Annotated in this window: 13 protein-coding genes and 2 pseudogenes; 1 reads left to right on the top strand and 14 read right to left on the bottom strand. The window is 37.1% G+C overall.

Features of this window, described 5'->3' with window-relative positions; genetic code table 11:
* Positions 1–399: 399 nt before the first annotated feature.
* The 10 genes and pseudogenes from WAX46_RS02445 to WAX46_RS02400 form a co-directional block, all read right to left on the bottom strand.
* Positions 400–816, bottom strand: coding sequence for a WapI family immunity protein (locus tag WAX46_RS02445; protein WP_336493307.1), 417 nt, complete (start codon positions 814–816; stop codon positions 400–402).
* 48 nt (positions 817–864) lie between these two features.
* The gene (locus WAX46_RS02440) at positions 865–7,863 is read right to left on the bottom strand and encodes a DNRLRE domain-containing protein (protein ID WP_336493306.1); all 6,999 of its coding nucleotides are present in this window, start codon (positions 7,861–7,863) and stop codon (positions 865–867) included.
* Positions 7,864–8,298: 435 nt separating this feature from the next.
* Positions 8,299–9,340, bottom strand: a pseudogene (locus WAX46_RS02435) (2,3-butanediol dehydrogenase).
* A gap of 275 nt (positions 9,341–9,615) precedes the next feature.
* The gene (locus WAX46_RS02430) at positions 9,616–10,167 is read right to left on the bottom strand and encodes an ABC transporter permease (RefSeq protein ID WP_336493305.1); all 552 of its coding nucleotides are present in this window, start codon (positions 10,165–10,167) and stop codon (positions 9,616–9,618) included.
* A gap of 20 nt (positions 10,168–10,187) precedes the next feature.
* Entirely contained in the window at positions 10,188–10,394 is a 207-nt protein-coding gene (locus tag WAX46_RS02425; RefSeq protein ID WP_336493304.1) for a hypothetical protein, read from the bottom strand.
* 50 nt (positions 10,395–10,444) lie between these two features.
* On the bottom strand, positions 10,445–10,732 hold the full coding sequence (locus WAX46_RS02420) for a hypothetical protein (protein WP_336493303.1): 288 nt from the start codon (positions 10,730–10,732) through the stop codon (positions 10,445–10,447).
* The gene (locus tag WAX46_RS02415; protein ID WP_226568763.1) at positions 10,725–11,816 is read right to left on the bottom strand and encodes an ABC transporter permease; all 1,092 of its coding nucleotides are present in this window, start codon (positions 11,814–11,816) and stop codon (positions 10,725–10,727) included. The genes WAX46_RS02420 and WAX46_RS02415 overlap by 8 nt, the downstream gene beginning before the upstream one ends.
* Before the next feature lie 93 nt (positions 11,817–11,909).
* Positions 11,910–12,848, bottom strand: coding sequence for an ABC transporter ATP-binding protein (locus WAX46_RS02410; RefSeq protein WP_226568761.1), 939 nt, complete (start codon positions 12,846–12,848; stop codon positions 11,910–11,912).
* 201 nt (positions 12,849–13,049) lie between these two features.
* Positions 13,050–13,190: pseudogene (locus WAX46_RS02405) on the bottom strand (formaldehyde dehydrogenase, glutathione-independent); the annotation flags it as partial.
* 281 nt (positions 13,191–13,471) lie between these two features.
* Positions 13,472–14,083 (bottom strand): class I SAM-dependent methyltransferase, encoded by a 612-nt coding sequence (locus WAX46_RS02400; protein WP_226568759.1) that lies wholly within the window; start codon positions 14,081–14,083, stop codon positions 13,472–13,474.
* A gap of 258 nt (positions 14,084–14,341) precedes the next feature.
* On the opposite strand from WAX46_RS02400, the gene WAX46_RS15705 reads away from it, so the two are divergent.
* Positions 14,342–14,467, top strand: coding sequence for a YjcZ family sporulation protein (locus WAX46_RS15705; protein ID WP_376776448.1), 126 nt, complete (start codon positions 14,342–14,344; stop codon positions 14,465–14,467).
* 43 nt (positions 14,468–14,510) lie between these two features.
* Here WAX46_RS15705 and WAX46_RS02390 read toward each other — a convergent pair whose 3' ends face one another.
* The 4 genes from WAX46_RS02390 to WAX46_RS02375 form a co-directional block, all read right to left on the bottom strand.
* Positions 14,511–14,678: a hypothetical protein gene (locus tag WAX46_RS02390; RefSeq protein ID WP_376776447.1), complete on the bottom strand. Its 168-nt coding sequence runs from the start codon at positions 14,676–14,678 to the stop codon at positions 14,511–14,513.
* Positions 14,679–14,837: 159 nt separating this feature from the next.
* Positions 14,838–14,972: a YrzI family small protein gene (locus WAX46_RS02385; protein ID WP_078061696.1), complete on the bottom strand. Its 135-nt coding sequence runs from the start codon at positions 14,970–14,972 to the stop codon at positions 14,838–14,840.
* 448 nt (positions 14,973–15,420) lie between these two features.
* Positions 15,421–15,651, bottom strand: a complete 231-nt coding sequence (locus WAX46_RS02380) for a YrhC family protein (protein WP_226568757.1) — start codon at positions 15,649–15,651, stop codon at positions 15,421–15,423.
* Between the two features lie 72 nt (positions 15,652–15,723).
* A complete protein-coding gene (locus WAX46_RS02375; protein ID WP_226568755.1) occupies positions 15,724–16,872 on the bottom strand; it encodes a bifunctional cystathionine gamma-lyase/homocysteine desulfhydrase in 1,149 nt (382 codons plus the stop codon).

Below are 16,872 nucleotides of genomic sequence, written 5' to 3'. Positions count from 1 at the left end.
ACTTCCAGTTATGAGTGAAATAAGTATTGATAACGTTGCTTTAAATTATTAAATACGGCTTTTTTTCTTGGGTTATATTATGCATTAAAAAAGAATATTTAATATGAGCAATATAGTGTTTTATTTCATACCTATTTAGGATTATTTCTGTAACTAGTTATGAATTGATCAAGCTGGTTCTTTAAGTCGCTTATTTTTGCTTGATCTAAACATAATTCAAAATGGATTGTTTCCTCAAAATGAAGTTCATTATATACAAGTTTAATTAAAGTTCGTTAAAACTTTTTTCAATACTAATTTTAAATGTCCCGTCTAATGAACTTAACTCATTTTTCTTTTTAACCTTAAAATTTAGAATTGAGTTAGTATGACCTTTAAAGTATTGTAATCTAACGATAATTAAGGAAGTTTCGGAGGATTTTTTACATCTTCAATATCATATTTCAAATCTTTTAAAAAGCATTTTACATTTTCCTCATCAAGATTAATCTCATATTGTTCTGACTGCTTTTCATCGGTAATAAATACTTCAATTTTTATTACATATTTTTCGATTTCTTTATCTATTCTTAAAATAAACAGTGGCTCAATAGTTTCTACATAAAGAATTTTTAACTTATTATTAATTAAACCTTCAATTTCTGAGACTAACTTTTCATACTCACTTTTTAATAACACTGCAGAAAAATCACGAACTATCACCTTGTTTCCTTCAGACAACTCAAATATAGATAAAATAAATGGATCTTCGCAATCTTCTTGATATGTCCTAGGTTTTAACTCAACTTCAATAAAGTCATCCTTAATTACGGCCATCTAATCTCCCCTTAAAACATATTATATGGAAATAAATTTAATTAGTTTTTACCTTCTTCTCTTTTTGGATTTGTTCCCTTTTCCATGCGAGTGAAATCTATTCTTATCTCCTTTTGCTCGTGAACTACCAAAAGAAGTAACAACTTTCCCCTTTTTATTTAAAACTACTGTAGCTTTTTTGCCAACATACCTTATAGTTCCATTTCCTTGATTGATTTTTTTCTTAGGGTTACGAACAGCATCTAGTTTTGCCTTAGCACTAACTCCACGCCCTCCATTTCGACCTATAGATTGATTAAGACCATGTTTTGTGTGTCCTTTAATTTTAATCGTTTTAGCTGCAAACCCGTAAACCCTCTTCGCACCCTTAAATATCTTCCCAGGTCCAAAATTTGATGCGGCTGCAACTGCTGCACCTTTCCAGCCCTTGCCTGATTTATAAGCTTTGTATCCATCATATACCGCAAATCCTGCATTGACAACTAACCATACCCAATGGCCATCCGGGTCTACATTCATGACTGGATTGTTGTTTCCATAAGAGTATCCATTCTGATCTAGTGAATCTCCATCGCTTCCTGGGTCTGGGTCAAGTGATAGGAATACGCCATTTTTTGGTTCATAGTAGCGGGCGATTAAATAGTAAAGTCCTGTTTCTTCGTCGAAGCGGTAGCCAGCATAGCGATATGGGTTTCCTTTTACTTCTTCATCTTCTTTTACCTTTGTTGGGGTGCCCCATGTATCGTATTCGTATTCAGCAACGATTTTCCCTGCACTATTTGTGATGGCCATAACATCACCGTGTGCATTGTAGTGATAGAAATATTTCTTTCCATTTTGCGTGAATGCAAGCAGTTGTCCACTGTCACCGTATGTGTATGCTTTTGTGACTACGTTGTCTTTATCTGTTTCGTATAAAACATTCAGGCTGTCACCGTCATAAAAATAATTGGTGACTTTTCCATTCACTGTTTTTTGAATTCTGTATCCACGCTCATCATATTTGTAAGTGACAAAGGGCTTGTCTTCCCCTTTTTTCGTGATGGCCGTTATGTTATCTTCTGCATCCCATTCATAAAGGAATTGGCCGTCAGACGTTCGATTGCCATTTTTGTCATAAGTCAAAACCTCCCCATTTGCCTTTGTCAGTTGGTTCATGATGTTAAATGATGCGTTGACTGTTTTCTTGACACCATTTTTTTTAGTCGTGACTGTTTTTCTGTTCCCAAACCCATCATATGTGTACTCAATGACCGTTCCATCTGGATGAGTTTCTTTGATCAATTGATCTAATTTTCCATACTCATAACGAATCTTCCCGTTAGTGCCTTGATCAACCGTTATTCTGTTTCCATTTTGATCATATTCGTAGGCTTCGTTTAAGATCGTCGTACCTTGGCTTGTCCCAATATGCAATTCGTTGATTAAATTGCGCTCATCATAAGCAAAGCTAGCACCACTGCCGTTCCCTGTAATAAAGGACTGGACATTTCCATTTTCATCATAATCAAACGAATACGTAGAACTAGAATCCTTCATCTGCGTCATTTGATCCAGTTTATTGTAACTGAATTGGTTTGTTCCTTTTTGATTACCATGTGTCCATTCAAAGGATTTCAGTTTATCTGAATCGGTTGGATACGTCCAAGTTTGGCTGCTACCACGCTCAGTTAACTTTATAATGCGGTTTTGTTGGTCAAACGTTCGATTTTTGGTTGTGTTTTGTTCTTTGTTGACAACCGTCGTTTCGTTCCCATTTTTATCGTAACTGAAGTTATATTTTTCTTTTCCATTGTAAGACTTCGACTTCACTCTGTCTGTTCCATCATATGAGAGAGAGACTTCATGTCCATTTGCAGAAATGGTTTTGATTAAGTTGCTATTCGCATCATATTCACTTTTCAACACATTCCCTAATGGATCAATGGTTTTTGTCAATTTGCCTATGAGGTCGTATTCAAATTGATACGTCTGATCTGAATCTGCACGTATCGTTTTCGTCCGTTCATTGCCCTCTTTATCATACGTTCTCATAATGGATGTCCCGTTTGATAAAGTCATTTTCTTGAGCTGATCTGCCTGGTCATATTCGTATGTTGTTTTCTCGCCTTTCGCATCGGTTTCAGACAGCTTTTTGCCTGTTTCATCGAAAGCAGATTGAGACGAGTAGCCTAGCTCATCCTCTTCTTTAACGGCATAGTTCCCTTTCTCGTCGTAAGTGGTTTTCGTTAAAAGACTACCTTCTACTAGTCGGATGTCATCAAACCAAGCGGTTCCAATCGCACTTTTTTGGAAAATGATATTGACATCGATTTTTTTCAACAGTTTGGTTTTTGGTATGACGACCGCCGCTCGGTTCCACTCCTGTGTGCCGGTAGGGAATTTCGCATAAAACGTCCCTGTTGTGCCATCTGTATAAGTAACAATCGCTTGAAGTGAGTAATCATTTTCACTTGATCCTTTGACATTTTCAGCCTTTGACATCCCTGTCAGTGTGACATACACAGATTGATCTTTTGTATTTTGTTCAATCGGCACAGATTGTTTATAGATGACATTCGCTTGTGATGAAGATGTTCTCGTCACTTTTAACGAAATGTCATCGTTAAAGCCTTCTTCATGATCTAATGAACCACCTGTTCCACTCCAGCTTGTTGTTTTATCCGTAAAGGAATTATTTTTGACTGGATTATAGCTTGATGAGACATCGCCTTTTTCTAGCTGGATCTCATCGAACCAGGCTTTTCCTTTTCCAGCTTTGTCTCGATGATCCACTTCCATATAGATCACAGCTTTACCTGCATGAGATGGCGTCGTAAAAGTGACTTGGCGTTTTGTCCAATCATTTTTGCCTGATAATGTGCTGTAGCCGTTGCTGATCCATTGAATTCGTTTGTTGTTTGTATCTCTTAAATCGATGTTAAAAAATGCTCTCGCTTTCGTTAGCTCTGTCTTTATTTTCCCACTAAGTGTATACGTCGTATTTGGCTCTAGTGTCACTTCTTGAGTAGCTGATGAATAGCCAAGTTCTGTTCCTTCAGTTGTCGATTGTGAACTGACCTCTAACACTCGACTGCCAGACAACGCACCACTTTTTCCAGCTGTTTGCGCTAATTTCCCGGCATCCTTAGATGCTGTTAGCTTCCATCCTGTTAGCGTATCTTCAAAACTTCCATTTTTTAAAATGTTCGCACCTGCAGCAAGTTCTTTACTCGTTTGTACCAAATTCCCGTAAGAATCATAAATACTTGCTGAAGACATATTTCCACTTTGATCTGTTTCAGATACAGCATCTAATCCATCATAGGCGATGTCTGTGATATCTCCTTCTGTATCTTTCACTTTTGTGACGTCATTGTTTTTGTTATATTCGTAGGTTTCCGTGCCATAAGCATCTTTTGCCTGAATGACATTGCCGTTTTTATCGTACGAATAGCTTTCTGTAGCCTTTCCTTTTTCTACATCATTTGGGTCAGTTTCTTCTACGATTTGGTTGCCTTCATATTTAGTTTTAGTGGTAATCTTAAGCCCTTCTGCATCATCTATAACTTGAATTGGATTGGCTGCTTCGTTGTACGTATATTGTATTTTTCGACCGTTTGGCTGCGTCAGCATGAGTGTCTTTTTAGACATATCATACGCATACTCAAAGGTTTCTTTTTTGGCATTGATTGCTTTGACTAAACGGTGATCCTGATATTGATATTCTGTAAAAACAGGCTGACCTTCTGTGCTATTTTGAGAGAATTGTTTGATCAATCTGCCTTCTTTGTCGTATTCATACGAGATGCTCGTTCCATCTGAATCAATGACTTTCACTAATAAATCTGCATCATACTCATATGAAAGCTTTTTCCCTTTTGGTCCTTGAACCGAGACGATATGACCATCTTTATCATATTCAATTGTTATTTTTCGGCCAGATGCATCTTCCATTGATGTGAGCTGATTGTTTTCGTTATATTTGTATGTCGTTGTATTTTTATGCCCATCTACAACCTTTGTGATCTTCCCACCATTTTTACTAAAGTGTGCAAAGGTTTGATCCTTCGTTTTTAACATGTATTCATCCTTTGATTCCGTTAATTCAAGGAAAATACCTGTTGGTGGTTGATACGTACCATCTGCTTTTTTTGTAAAAACGTGAGTTGTGGCATCCTCATCAATATAGATCGCACCATCTTCTGTTGGAGTGATACTTGTTTCTACATCTGCGTACCAGCCTTGGCCAAACAGATGATCAGCTGCACCTAAACTGTTGTAAGTTCTACCAATTCCGAGACCTGGTCCTCTTCCATCGATCGACATTTCCTCTTCACTAACTATCACATTACCAGTTGCACCATTGAGCTGACCATCTGGTATATCGATGATTGACCAGTAATCCTCTGTTCCAAGAAATTCAGCACCTGCATGAAATGTCGGGTTGAAGGCTGGTGTTGGAATGGTTTCTCCATTTGCATCATAGGCGGCAAGGGTAAAGGAATAGTTCTTGCGTCCTTTATAATTTCCATTTGCATTTTCATACACTGGAGATGGGTCGAGCGCTAATTCCCCGCCTTTACCATCTGTATGGAGCACATATTTTCCATTTTTAATTTCAGCAGGAGTTGGCCAAATGTTCTTGTTTTGTGTCGTCCAATGATCCACATCACCTACATCAAACGTTTGATATGCCTTGCCATTATAGATGTTGATTTTATACCCTTTTGCATTTTTTACCTTATCCCAATGTAAGTTGATATAACCCGTTTGGCTCTCTTTTGTATTGGTATAAGCATATCCAGATAAAGCTTTCGGTCTTGATAAATCAGGTAAGGTTGGTCCAGCTGGCGGTGAAGCAATGGCTTCTCCATCTTTATTGTATGCAATCACTCTGAAGGAATAATGTTTTTGAGCTGCATCTCCCCCAGCATTTTTGTAAGTCGCACCTGGATGAATAGGAAGTTCCGCACCTTTTCCATCTTTCAAGTGCAATGCATATTTACCTGCTTTAATCTCTGTAGCTGTCGGCCACACTTTTTTCCCTTTTGTTGACCATGATGTTTGATTCCCGAGATCCAATGTCTCATAGCTTTTTCCATTAAACATTTGTATTTTATAACCGGTCGCACCGGAAACTGAATTCCAAGAAAGATCAAAGTAACCTGTTGCGTTATTATTATTGAATCCTTTTGTACTAGGTGCTTTCGCTCTAGCCACATTAGGCACGACAGGTTTTACTTTTGCCGACATTACGCCTTCACCTTGGTCAAAAATAGCACTTACAGCTACCCAATAATTTTTACTCGTCGCATAATTGCCGCCTGAGTTTTTATAAACTGGAGAAGGGTCAACAGCTAATTCAGTTCCACCTTTTCCATCTAAATGGAGTTTATATTTTTTTGCTGCAATCTCGCTCGCTGTCGGCCATATATTCTTTCCTTTTGTACTCCATGACGCCACATTTCCAACTGAAATGGCTTCATACTCTTTTCCGTTGTATAGCCACACTTTGTAGCCTTTTGCCCCAGACACCTTGGTCCAACTTAAATTTAAGTAACCTGTACCATTTCCATTACTAAAACCTTTTACAGTTGGTGCATTTGCCTGAGGAATTGTATACGTTACTTCAATGACTGGTTTTTTGGTTGAGTTTGTTGATGAGATTATTTTTTTCCAATGATCTTGCCCATTTCCATTTGCATGTAATTTAAATCCATAGTTTGCTGTTCCGCTATTCCAAGCTTTGATGGTCGATGTCACATCATAGCTCGCCCATTGTCCTTTATACACATTGGCTTTGCCGATGTTTTTTGAGCTTGGTTTATTGTTCCATGTTAGTTTTGTATGATCATAGTTTGCATTGACTGTGTCCAGCCATAGACCAGTTGCCTTCGTTCCATAATATGAATGAGCGATATACGTTTTGAGAGTCGCTTTTGTTACATTCATATTTTGAATCGGCTTGAATGAATTAAACTTCATGAACGCATAGTTTGTACCAGTTGTTTTATCATAATAACCTGTTTTCAGTACATAACTTTTCAGATTAGCATCCCATTTTTGCGTAGAAGATGAATAGTTTGTTGTTGGGTATGCACTCATAATGAATGTGTCTGATGAAACAGATAAAGAAGTCGAAGGATCGATAGACACAGGATAAACTCGTTCAGGATCTTTCAGCCATTTATCATCAGCTGTTACATGAAGTAAATAGCCATCATTTACTTTTTGCAATTCAAAGCTCACATCTTCTGATCGAGCAACTTCACCTGACTTTTCATCTAAATTTGAATCGGTCATAAACGGTTTTGGAACTTGAAAAATGGTCCGTTTTTTTTGATCATAAAATGTAACAGAACCATCTTCATCAATTTTTCCAGTTAGATCTGTCTTTATTTTAAATGTAAAAGAATTGTAGCCATCATATCGATTGAGTACAATATCTTCTTTGATGTTTTCATTAAAAGTAAATGATCGTAAATCAATGTTTGGAAATACCTCTTCATATGTAAGCTCGTTGGTGTTCTCTTTAAATTGTGCAGAGGTATCTTTGGAATGTATTTCTGGTTTGTTTGTCCCTGAAGCTTTTAAAATTGAAAATTCAATTTGATGTTTTTTATGTTCGAATGTGGCATAGAGCCCTTGTTTCATTTGTTTTTGAAAGGTTGAATCTAATCTTGCATTTTCTGTTTCTATTTCTTTTTTCGAGGTTGTCTTTAATTCTGGAGAGATGTCCTCCCACTCAGCATCTGGTGACTCTTTTATATGAATTGGGTTAGGATATACCTCTTGGGTAAATACACCATCTCCTTCATAGAAAAGCTTGCTGCTTTCTGTTCTTTCTGATAGAACTTCTCCGTCTTTTCCAATTTCATCTTCATCAATTCCTGCCATTTCCAAGGTTTTTGAATCGTCTGTTTTTTGAATGCTGTTATGACTTGATTTTGTATTTTCTTCAGGTTCTTCTGCAAAAATGTCAGAAGGAAACATTGTTATAAGCATCACAAAGGCTAGTAGCGCTGCAATGTTCCTTTTCCAATTTACCTTTCTTTTTAGAATCATAATGGTCTCCTTGTCATATAATTGTATATTTTGTAACATTACGTCATATATCATAATATATTCGAAATAACACTTCAATATTTTTCTAAAAATATATCGATCTTTCAAACTAACCCATATTTCATCATTTTATCAATACATCCCCTTTTTTACTCATAAAAAAGCACCCTAAACGGATGCTTCAATCAAGAGATATTTTTTGAATATATGATAGGTCATTTCTTTCGCTTCTGTCCTAGTGGCGACAAGATCGCATTCTCGTTCTTCCTGTTCTTGAGGGCTTCGCTTATTATTGCAGTTCTTTGATGTGATAAAACATGATGTCATCTCCCATTGATAAACAGCTTTTCAATTATCACTATTCAAATGTAACCCTCTCTATGAAAACGGACAGGTCATATAAAAAGAGAATAGCTGATGCCATTCCCTTTGGTCTTACGATTCAGCACTGACTAAAATTTTCACTTGATCTTTTTCATTGATTAATGCATGGAAGCCATTCTCGATCACATCGTCCAGCTTGATTTTTTTCGTAACGAGTGTATCTGCGGAGAAATAGCCTTTTCTCATTAAGTTTAAAACAGATGGGAATACGTCTCTGTAGTCGATAATTCCTTTGACTGTACGTTCTTTAATCACAATGTCATTCGGCAAAATTTCTGCGCCTTTTCCCCAAATGCTTACAATGACTGTTTCACCTGAAATTCTAGTTGATTGGATTGCTTACTTTAATACAACAGGTACACCTGTCACTTCAAAAGAAACATCGACTCCACCGTTTGTACGGCGTGCGATTTCTTGAACAACATCATCATACTGAGAAGGATCCACAATAATAGATCCAAGCTCTTTTGCTTTTTCTTGGCGTTCTTTTGATAATTCAACTGCATAAATATCAGTAGCACCAGCTGCTTTGAACGCTTCAATGACAAGTAAGCCAATTGGTCCGCAGCCAAACACTGCCACTGTATCCCTAGCTTGTACTTTACTAGAACGAACAGCATATAAAGCAACTGCAGAAGGCTCTACGAGCGCCTTGCTCATATGACAATTCGTCTGGTAACAAATGAAGTAATTCTTCATTGACTGATACATATTCAGAGAATCCACCGCCGCCTCCTGCAAGTCCTAAAAAGCCCATGTTTTCATCTAAGTTATAAGCACCTTGGTGCCCGTGAGTGGAAAAAATAGGTTCTACCACCACTCGATCACCTACGTTGTAATCGCTCACGCCTTCACCTACCTCAACAACCTCACCAGAAAATTCATGTCCTAATGTTACTGGTGCTTTTTCTTTTGTCAGTGGATGAGGCTCGTTCACTGGAATGAAGATAGGCCCTCCTAGATATTCATGTAAATCACTTCCACAAATGCCGCACCATTTGACTTTTAGTTTCACTTTTCCTGGGGCAACTGTTGGTTCGTCAATTTCTTCTAGTCGAATGTCCTTTTGATCGTGCCAGCGTAGTGCTTTCATTTGTAAGACTCCTTTTTTCATCAATTTAATTAACTTACTTAAATAATGGTAACATCATTTTTTAATCTTCTAAGTACGATGCACTATTTTGTTGACAGTCAATGGACGAAAAATGACAAAACATAGAAATAGACAAACTAGAAGCATACACACTCCCTAAAATGACGGAGATTCGTATAGATAGAACATGTGCTAACCCGCCTAAGATGCCTGTCATGCCAATCGTCAGAACGGCTTCGCACAATGCATAAAAGCAATGTAACGAAGAAACGTGATCAATATGACTTGATACTTTTCAAACCAATCACCATAAAAACAATCGTAAAAGCAGCTAAAACTGTTATGTCTAATAATAAGATTGAGTGATTGACAGTACCGCTCATAATCTCACCAAAACCAGACATCATCCAAGTTTGCGGTATAGCCAAAGAGATCTTCTTCATAATGTCTGGAACGATATCTAATGGCCAATAAATACCGCCTAGCATGCAAGTTCCTACAATGATAATTGCACTAAATACTTCAGCTTGCTTTTTTGTATGAGATAAGGTTGCAATCATAAAACCTAAACTCACAACAAGACCAATAACGAATGATCCAAACACTAAAATAAGCATAAGGTTGCCTAAGTACACATTGAAGAATATAGATAATACGGTCAGAAGAACACCCAGTTGGATCCATCCAAGAAGAAAATAAGCTATGAAATAGCCCAATAATACAGATATTTTATGGATGGGACTTGAGAGCAATCTTTGCCATGTGTAATCTCTATACTCTAAATGAATGGATGACACAGAGTTTGAAATCGCAAACATCATAAACATAATAGTAAAGCCAAGGGGTATTAAATTTGGTTGCTGGCTTGCTTGACCATCTTGATTTTTTCAACCAATGAAATAGTGCCAGATTCATTTAACTTGTTCAAAGCATTGGTGAGAGAAACACTTTTCTGCTCTTTCACACCCTGATTGATTTGATAAATGATGGCCGCTGTCTCTTTTAAATAGGGAGATAAGACTGCATATTCCTCAGTTTTCTTAAAAACTGTCACATCAAAAATCTCTTTAACTTTTATATGGGACTTTAACGGGTTTGCAACTTTCACAGATGCAATGACCTTTTCTTAGATACTAAATCTTTTGCATCGCTTTCAGTCGCCTTTATCCAGAGAAATTTGGTGTTTTTTTTAAGAATTTGAAAAATTTCTTGATCGAGTTCATCTTGATTGGGCTCTAGAATAAAAGCAACTGTAGGTTTCTTTGTATCAGATGCCGTACTTCCAAAGATAATACTAAATACGATAGGCATAACAAATAGAAAAATGAGGGTCAATGGGGACTTTAATGTTTCTTTTAACTTTAACGTTATAATGGCTAATATTTTATGCATAACGATGCTTCCTTTCAAAAGACATTCTTAATAAAGCAATGATGAAGAAAGCTAGTCCCATACCGCAGCTAAGCAAAAACCCATTTTGAATGTCACTAAAATCAGCACCTGCCATACTTTTCAAAAACATTTGAAGTGCAAGAGAATTAGGTAAAAAATAGCTGATATCAATCACCCATTGTGGGAATAAGTATAAGGGCACCATACTCCCACCTAAAGCAGCTAACACTTGAGTTCCTAAAATCCCCACACTGTTAAACGTTTTTTCTCTATTGATAAAAGAACCAATCAGTACTCCGAAACCCGCAGCATTTAATATAAAACTACATCCGATCATAACAACTGTAAAAGGCTCTCCCCAGTTCACCTTAAAGACAAAGCTAGTAAATAAAATAATGACCGCAAGTTGAATCATACTCATCAAAACAATACCCAATAACTTCCCAACGATGTAACTAGTATTGCTTAATTTTGATACAATCAGCCTTTTGTAAACATCTTCCTCTTTTTCCTCTATCATACTTCCAACTAGAAAAACAACAGTCATTAATAAAAAAAGCACACCCATCCCGCCTGCATAGTATTGGAAGGATGTAATCGGCTGGCTGTTGATCCGAATATTCCTCTCGTTCACCAGTTCTTTTTTCAGTTGATCAGACACGATCTCCACTTCTTTACCTTGATTCAACGGCACCAGAATACGATTCATATGATAATTTTGAAAGAATTGCAAAACCACATTTTCTAGAACTATTTCCTGTAAGTTTGAATTAGGTCCTTTCAAAATATTCAATTGCACATGATCGTGATTTAATAGGCTTTTTTCAAAATTCGGCTTGATGATTATGCCCATTGTAATGTCTCTACTATTTAAATCTTTCTCTAATTGATTTTTCGAGGTAACCTTCACCTCAAATATGTCACTGAGTTCACTCTTAGACAATGTTGAAAGAAACATTTTACTTGTAGCTGACTTATCTTGATCTGTTATTCCTACTCGAAATGAATCCATCCTGACTTCACTATCTTTCTTCATGTTATCTCCAAATGCTGCACCTAAAATAGCAATTAATATGATAGGCATAAAAAAAGTGTAAAAAAGCTTTTCTTATCCCTAAAAAACAATAATAGATCTTTCAGTACAACCCAAATACTCATATGCTCACCTCTATTCGGTCTAGTCTCGTAATTTCTTACCTGTTAAATACAAGAATACATTTTCTAAATTTGGTTCTACAACTTCTGCTGAAATAATTTCCACTTTCATATCTGTTAATACTTGAATTAACTTACTAATAAATTCTTGAGGTTTTTGATCTGATATTTTAAATTTTTGACCTTCGACATTAAAATCTTTTGTAGGGTAGCTTTCTCGAATATACTTACACACTTTTTCAATATCTGCTTTATTATTTTTAATCGTTAAAATTACTTCTCTTTGTTCTTCAACAAGCTTACTTAGTTCAGCAATTGTCCCTAGTGCAACAAGTGATCCTTGATCAATGATTCCAATTTTGTCACATAAGTATTCAACCTCTTCCATATAGTGACTTGTATAAACAATAGTCATTCCATCTTGATTTAACCTTTGGACAGTTTCTAAAATATGATTTCTCGATTGAGGATCTATTCCAACTGTTGGTTCATCCATAATTAAAATTTTTGGCTTATGTAAAATAGCACAACCGATATTGACCCTTCTTTTCATCCCTCCTGAAAATACTTTCACTTTATCCTTTCCTCTATCCTCAAGACCGATTAACTCAAGCGTTTCTTGTACTCTACTTTTTAACTTCTTCCCTTTAAGACCGTACATTTTCCCCCAAAACATTAAATTTTCCTTTGCTGTCAAATCTAAATATAAAGCGATCTCTTGCGGGACAATACCAATCAATTGCTGAGCATGCTTTGTTTCTCTGTTTAGATCGATACCTCCGATTGTAACAGTACCACTTGTTGAACGGATAAGTCCTGTCATGATGCCGATTAGTGTTGATTTCCCTGCACCATTAGGTCCTAATAACCCAAATGCTTCCCCTTTTTTCAAGTGAAAGCTTATCCCCTTTAATATCTGTTTATCCTCATAATTTTTCTTGATGTCATGTACTTTTATCAATCGATATCTCTCCCCTATTCTTCCTATTGAAGCCTTTATGCCGCTCTCTCAAATCAAGATCTATATGATAAATTTATATCATAGTTAAGTGAAATGTATGGTATAATCTTCAACTAAAGATCAATATTTCCAATTCATTCATTATAACATGTTACAAAATTGAGGAAAATAGTATAGGCCAAAGCTTCTCGCTTATTGATGCCGTTTCTCATTAAGATCACCGACGATCACAGCAGAAGCGCCGTGAAACCCTGTCGGGAAAATACCAGAAAGCATCGTCAAATCAAGTATTTTTTCCATCGCCTGATCTTTGTCTGGAAATTTGAACAGCTGGAAAACTGCATTTGAAAAAAAGCTAAACATTTGCAGAACGGTGCCGATATAACGAATAAGCCAGACAGGTATCCTTAATCGACAAACAAATTCCTTATATATACTATCATTCCTTACACACCTGGCTGGCCCCTACATATGAAATGAATGCAAACGGCTCTTTCAAGAAGAACCTTTTCTTTGTTGACATCATGGCGCTTGGATGTCATGAATGCATCGCACGTTAAGAGGCCCTTCTGACGAAGAGCCTCTTTTTTTGACGCTTGTTCATTACCTGGGAAATATTTTCATCATTTTAAGGCTTTGACACAGATGTATGTATCATAGTAATAAACCGAAACTTCTCTAAAGTGATATGCTGAAAATAGACCGCAAATCTCTTGTTCACTGTAAGTTGAAAAAGATTGTGAACATTTTTGTTTCTTCAGCGGCTCCTGATTTTGAAAAGATAAGAATACTTCTCCATCCACTTGAAGAACGCGGTATACTTCTTTCATCACTTGCTCTATATCCGCCAAGTAATAGATGGTTTGCACTGTATACAATTTATTGAATGATCTATCTTCAAAAGGCAAATGTTCAGCCTTTCCAAGAGTGATCACAGCTTTATCCTGCTCTACAAGCTTCTTATTTTTTCTTTTTGCATATTTGATCATATGACGAGAGGCATCCACTCCATATACTTTTCCTCGATCAAGTTTTTCTGCTACTTTTGATAAAGTCATACCTCTTCCAGTGCCAATTTCTAAAATTCGGTCATTTTCTTGTATATTTAAGAGTTGAATCGTCCATTGATTGATATGATGATGATTTTTTTCCATATAGCAGGAAACCCATTTTGAGAACAAGCCTTTTGGTTCCCTCATTTGTTTTCCAATCCAGCTTTGAATCAATGTTAACACCTGCTTTACACCAGTAAATAAAATTATTTACCAATTTTCTTACTTTTTATATCGGCTCTCGCCTAAACAAAAGTTAAGACCTAGTCCTAATTTATTTGTCCTTTATTTAGACGGTACCTTTTTAGAAAATGTTTCGCATGACGCGAAAAAATATTTTAACGAATAGGCATTTTCCTTAATTGTGCTCAGATTGATTTCGTTTTCTGCATGAGCTGCATATTTTATAAATGTATCTTTAGATAAAGGTGGTGCTAGATTATGGGCTTTGGCGGTTATTCTGGAGGATGCTGCGGTGGCTACGGTGGCGGTTTTGCAGGCGGATTCGCGTTGCTTGTTGTACTGTTCATTTTGTTGATCATCATTGGTGCAAGCTGGATTTGCTAATGTAAAAGGAGCAGGAAACGATGACGTTTTCTGCTCCTTTTCTTTAATACCAATAGGTTGGATAATTGTAATTGTACATATAGCGTCTGAACATTTCTTCTTGCTCTCTTTGCATTCGGTATGGATTGCCGTATCCGTGCTTTAAGGAGTGCGGAATGGACGCATACCCGTGTCCCACTGACGGAAACCTCATATATGGTGACATAGACATTCATTGATCACCTCACATTCTCCTTTTACGGTTATCATATGTGCACGTGATCAATGTGGAGCGTGTCTAAACCTGGTCCTTCTCCCTTGTGTAACAATCAAGCATTGCAAGCATCATAAACATGTCAATCTCCTCCTTTTCATCTTTTTCTTTTTCTTCTTAGTTCATATACTTTAGTTGTTTCTGCTTCATTTCTTCATAAAAGGTTTCGACTTGTTGTTCATAAAGAACGGTTTCCATGTCTTTATATTTACGCTGGATCGTCAAAGTAATAAAAAATAAATGGATTGTCATATACGCTCACCTCCCTTAACAGCATACGAAATAGCCCGCAGATCTTCTATATCAGTTGAACTGCAGGTACACAAAAATGCAGCTCGAAAGACAGTGTCTTTCAACCTGCGATGGATGAAGCGTGAAATCCTCGTTTACTTAAACAGTTTTACAGTTTTCAAGCGTGCACCGTAATAGGTAAAGGAAGGACACGAGCTCTTCCACAGGCTGATGACATGGGAAAATTGTAGATTGAATTGATCACAAGTAGATACGAATAACATACCCTTCAGCCTCCTTTACATTTTTAATTACTTTGTAAGTATATCCAGCAAGCACCATTTTGTATACCTGTTTTTAGAAATTTGGATGTTTTTTGTGTTTTTGACTAAATTTATACAGACTTTCTTGTCCGAATTGACCAATACAATGAAAAAAGCCCCCTCATCACATGAGGAGACTTTTCGGATTAATCTTCATCTAGTTCTTGTAGTTTTCTTTGAAAAAAGATCGCACGTTTTACACAAAGAAAAGCTGCTAATAAGAAAACACAATCTACTCCCATCATCAGCATTTTTGGAGATGCTTCAAGGTGCTGATTAGGTAAGATCGTCCCAATATATAAAAAGGTGCTGACAGCAAGCAAAATAAAAGCGTATTGCTTGTAATCTGTCACTAAACCACTCCACTTTTTCTTCACTTGTTTCACCTTCCCGTAGTCAATGTCTATTCATAGCTTAACATAGTGAGAGAAAGCGAGGAGCATGTAAATCTATCCATTCGCTAGCGCGTCCAGCCCTTGTTCGATATCAACTAATAAGTCATCAATATCTTCAAGACCTACAGAAATTCGAATTAAACCATCTGTGATGCCAAGCTCTTCCCTGCGCTCTTTTGGAATGGATGCATGAGTCATTCGAGCAGGAACAGAAATTAAGCTTTCAACTGCTCCAAGGCTTTCTGCTATTGTAAACAGCTTAAGCTGACTTAAAAACACATCGACATTTTCTTCTTTTCCAATATCAAAAGAGATCATACCACCGAAGCCTGTTGCTTGTGTTTTCGCTATGTCGTGGCCCCGGTGAGCGCTTAGACCTGGATAATAGACACGTGTGATTGCTGGATGTTGTTCTAGAAACTCAGCAATATTCTGCGCATTTTGTTGATGAGCTTCCATTCTTAGTCCAAGTGTTTTCATTCCTCTCATGAGAAGCCATGAATCCTGTGGTCCAAGAATCCCACCTGTAGAATTTTGAACAAAGTGCAGTTCTTCACCGAGCTCTTTCGTTGCTGTTACGACAAGTCCGCCCACGACATCACTATGGCCCCCTAAATATTTTGTGGCACTGTGCAGGACAATGTCAGCCCCATATTCAATCGGCTTTTGGAAATACGGTGTGAAAAACGTGTTATCTACAATCATTAAGGTGTTGGCTTCTTTTGTGATGTGGCTGATGGCTTTTAGGTCGGTCATTTTGAGTAAAGGATTGGTCGGTGATTCAATGTAAACGGCTTTTGTTTCTGGTAAAATCGCTTTTTTCACCGCTTCAGGATCACTTGTATCAACAAATGTGGCCCCAATTCCAATACGATTTAGCACCTTCGTAATAACGCGGTAGGTCCCGCCGTAAACATCGTCTGTCAGTACGATATGATCCCCGCTGTTAAATAGCATTATCACTGCTGTAATAGCAGCCATACCTGAACTGAAAGCATAGCCGTTTGCTCCTCCTTCAAGATCACGAATGATCGTTTCCAGTGCGGTTCTTGTTGGGTTCGCTGTTCTAGAATATTCATACCCTGTATGTTCACCTGCTTTTGGTTGCTTATAGGTGCTCACTTGGTAAATCGGTACAGACACGGCTCCTGTTTTTTCATCACCAGTTGTTCCACTATGAATCATCATTGTTTTTGGTTTCAT

It is taken from the genome of Bacillus sp. FJAT-53060, assembly GCF_037104745.1.
In the GTDB taxonomy this organism is placed as follows: Bacteria; Bacillota; Bacilli; order Bacillales; family Bacillaceae; genus Bacillus; species Bacillus stratosphericus_B.
Note: the sequence above shows the minus strand (reverse complement) of the source record. Positions and strands in the feature narration are given on the sequence as shown.

Bases quoted from the DNA above. Each gene is read 5' to 3' on its own strand.
- WAX46_RS02430 (WP_336493305.1), bottom strand. From the start codon at position 10,167: ATGTTTATGATGTTTGCGATTTCAAACTCTGTGTCATCCATTCATTTA.
- WAX46_RS02385 (WP_078061696.1), bottom strand. From the start codon at position 14,972: ATGACAATCCATTTATTTTTTATTACTTTGACGATCCAGCGTAAATAT.
- WAX46_RS02440 (WP_336493306.1), bottom strand. From the start codon at position 7,863: ATGATTCTAAAAAGAAAGGTAAATTGGAAAAGGAACATTGCAGCGCTA.
- WAX46_RS02445 (WP_336493307.1), bottom strand. From the start codon at position 816: ATGGCCGTAATTAAGGATGACTTTATTGAAGTTGAGTTAAAACCTAGG.
- WAX46_RS02415 (WP_226568763.1), bottom strand. From the start codon at position 11,816: ATGCCTATCATATTAATTGCTATTTTAGGTGCAGCATTTGGAGATAAC.
- WAX46_RS02420 (WP_336493303.1), bottom strand. From the start codon at position 10,732: ATGCATAAAATATTAGCCATTATAACGTTAAAGTTAAAAGAAACATTA.
- WAX46_RS02390 (WP_376776447.1), bottom strand. From the start codon at position 14,678: ATGTCTATGTCACCATATATGAGGTTTCCGTCAGTGGGACACGGGTAT.
- WAX46_RS02375 (WP_226568755.1), bottom strand. From the start codon at position 16,872: ATGAAACCAAAAACAATGATGATTCATAGTGGAACAACTGGTGATGAA.
- WAX46_RS15705 (WP_376776448.1), top strand. From the start codon at position 14,342: ATGGGCTTTGGCGGTTATTCTGGAGGATGCTGCGGTGGCTACGGTGGC.